This is a genomic window from Streptococcus sp. SM3 (genome assembly GCF_027497875.1).
Genome location: NZ_JAJNSA010000180.1, coordinates 1 through 2589 on the forward strand (window position 1 = coordinate 1; position 2589 = coordinate 2589).

The 2589-nt window shown below is 43.8% G+C and carries 3 protein-coding genes and 1 other annotated feature; all 3 genes read left to right on the top strand.

The features are described from left to right. Positions 1-1000 (top strand): 23S rRNA (adenine(2503)-C(2))-methyltransferase RlmN (rlmN, locus tag PAN06_RS13810; RefSeq protein WP_269796614.1); only part of this gene is annotated, 1000 nt, incomplete at its 5' end. Then, positions 987-1514 carry a VanZ family protein gene (locus PAN06_RS13815; RefSeq protein WP_049498348.1) on the top strand — a complete coding sequence of 176 codons (528 nt, stop codon included), beginning with the start codon at positions 987-989 and terminating at the stop codon, positions 1512-1514. The genes rlmN and PAN06_RS13815, both read left to right, overlap by 14 nt. A gap of 67 nt (positions 1515-1581) precedes the next feature. Continuing rightward, positions 1582-1817, top strand: a binding site (T-box leader). Positions 1818-1938: 121 nt separating this feature from the next. Then, positions 1939-2589, top strand: a 651-nt coding sequence (locus PAN06_RS13820; protein WP_269796615.1) for a pyridoxal-phosphate dependent enzyme, incomplete at its 3' end; no start/stop codon positions are given.

The window sequence follows — 2589 nt, forward strand, 5'->3', positions numbered from 1 at the left end:
CTGGGAATGGCTCTATCGCAAACGCGTCCAGTCCTTCGAAGAAATGACCAACCTTTCTAAGGACTTGATTGCGAAGTTGAATGATCAGTTTGTCGTCAACCCACTCAAGCAACGGATCGTGCAAGAGTCAGCAGACGGGACGGTCAAGTACCTCTTTGAATTGCCAGACGGCATGTTGATTGAAACCGTCTTGATGCGTCAGCACTATGGATTATCTGTCTGTGTAACGACTCAAGTAGGATGTAATATCGGTTGTACCTTCTGTGCTTCTGGTTTGATCAAAAAACAACGCGATTTGAACAATGGTGAAATCGTGTCTCAAATCATGTTGGTCCAAAAATACTTTGACGAACGTGGCCAAGATGAACGGGTCAGCCATATCGTTGTCATGGGGATCGGAGAACCATTTGACAACTATAACAATGTCTTGAAATTTATCCGGACGGTCAACGATGACAAGGGATTAGCGATTGGTGCTCGCCATATTACAGTGTCAACTTCTGGTTTGGCTCATAAAATTCGTGACTTTGCAAATGAAGGTGTGCAGGTCAATTTGGCAGTGTCCCTTCATGCTCCAAACAATGACTTGCGCTCTAGCATCATGAAGATCAACCGGGCCTTTCCAATTGAAAAATTGTTTGCGGCGATTGAATACTATATTGAGACTACGAACCGTCGGGTGACCTTTGAGTACATCATGCTCAATGAAGTCAATGATGGAGTCGAGCAAGCCTTAGAGTTGGCAGAATTGCTCAAGAATATCAAGAAATTGTCTTATGTCAACTTGATTCCTTATAATCCTGTCAGTGAGCATGACCAATATAGCCGGAGTCCAAAAGAACGGGTCATGGCCTTCTATGATACCTTGAAAAAACAAGGTGTTAACTGTGTAGTGCGTCAAGAGCACGGTACAGATATTGATGCTGCCTGTGGCCAATTGCGTTCAAATACCATGAAACGGGACCGGGAGAAAGCGATTGTTGAACATGCGCAACCTTAAACAAGGGCTGATGGATCATACAGAACTAACAAAAAGAGGAAGAAGGCTGTTACGGAGTGGCAGCTTCTTCTATTTTATCCTCTTGTGTTTGATGTGTTTTTTGCCCCAACAGCCAGAGCCAGGTATGGAAACACCGGGTATTCAACATTTCGGTCGTATCGTCGTCCTGCTAGTTCCTCTTAATTCGGTGATGAATCTTGGCCAGATTACCAGTGTCCTCCAACTCATTAAGGTCATCCTCCAAAATATAGCCAATATCTTTTTGTTAAGCCCGCTGGTCTTTCAACTTCTCTGGCTATGGCCCTGGTTGAGGAGCCGCAAACGGGTCTTGTGCTTCGGCTTTGCGATGAGCTTGTGGATTGAATGCAGCCAAGTTCTGTTAGATCTCTTGTTTGATGCCAATCGTGTCTTTGAGCTAGATGATTTGTGGACCAATACCTTAGGGGCTTATCTGGCTTATATAGGCTTTCAGTATTTCAGAGCACGATTGCTAGCAAAAAATGGTGAAATGTAAAATCCGAACATTTTAACCACTTTTTAAAATTTTTGTTGACAAAATCAGAAGCGGGAGCTATAATAGCTTCAAGACATCAGAAAAGTAGAGATTTTTCTCACTTCCAGGGAGCTTGTGGTGATTGCGAACAAGCAGTGGTGAATCTTGAAATGGGCTGATGCGTTTATGATGATGAATTTGAAACAATAAAAATTCGGTGAGCACACCTTATCGTGCACCCTGTTGTTAGACAGGTCAGAGATGTAGGAGAAAAAATAGCTTCCTACAATTGAGGTGGCACCGCGGTATCGAATCGTCCTCACACAGATTTTTCTGTGTGAGGTTTTTTGTATCTCATAGGAACCCAGTGAGACTGCAGCTCAAAGGGCCCGCGAGAGAAAAAGATCATAAACAAGATTGAAGATAGAGAAAAGAGGACACAATCATGACAGAAACAAAAGGCTATTTCGGACAATTTGGTGGATCTTTCGTACCAGAACCCATTCAAAACTTGCTCAATCAATTAGAGGAAACCTTTGAACAGTATAAAAATGATCCAGAATTTATCGCAGAATACAAACATTATTTGAAAGATTATTCTGGACGCGAAACACCACTCTACTTTGCGGAAAGTTTGACAGATCATTTAGGTGGGGCAAAAATTTATTTGAAGCGCGAAGACTTGAATCACCTAGGTTCGCATAAATTAAATAACGTCTTGGGGCAAATCCTCTTGGCTAAGCGCATGGGCAAAACTCGCGTGATTGCTGAAACAGGAGCAGGTCAACACGGTGTGGCTACAGCAGCAGCGGCAGCTAAGTTTGGCATGGCCTGTGATGTCTACATGGGGGCAGAAGACGTGGAACGCCAACGCTTGAATGTCTTCCGCATGGAAATGATGGGGGCAACCGTTCATGCGGTTGAAACCGGGACTAAGACTTTGAAAGACGCCGTTGATGCTGCGTTTGGAGCATGGATGGCGGATCTGGATGCCTTTTACGTTTTGGGTTCTGCTGTTGGCCCTCACCCTTACCCAACCATTGTGCATGAATTCCAAAAGGTGATCAGTGAAGAATCTAAACGTCAAATCTTGGAA

What these genes read in the sequence shown, in the direction of transcription:
- PAN06_RS13815 (WP_049498348.1), top strand. Translation starts at nt 987, where the DNA reads ATGCGCAACCTTAAACAAGGGCTGATGGATCATACAGAACTAACAAAA.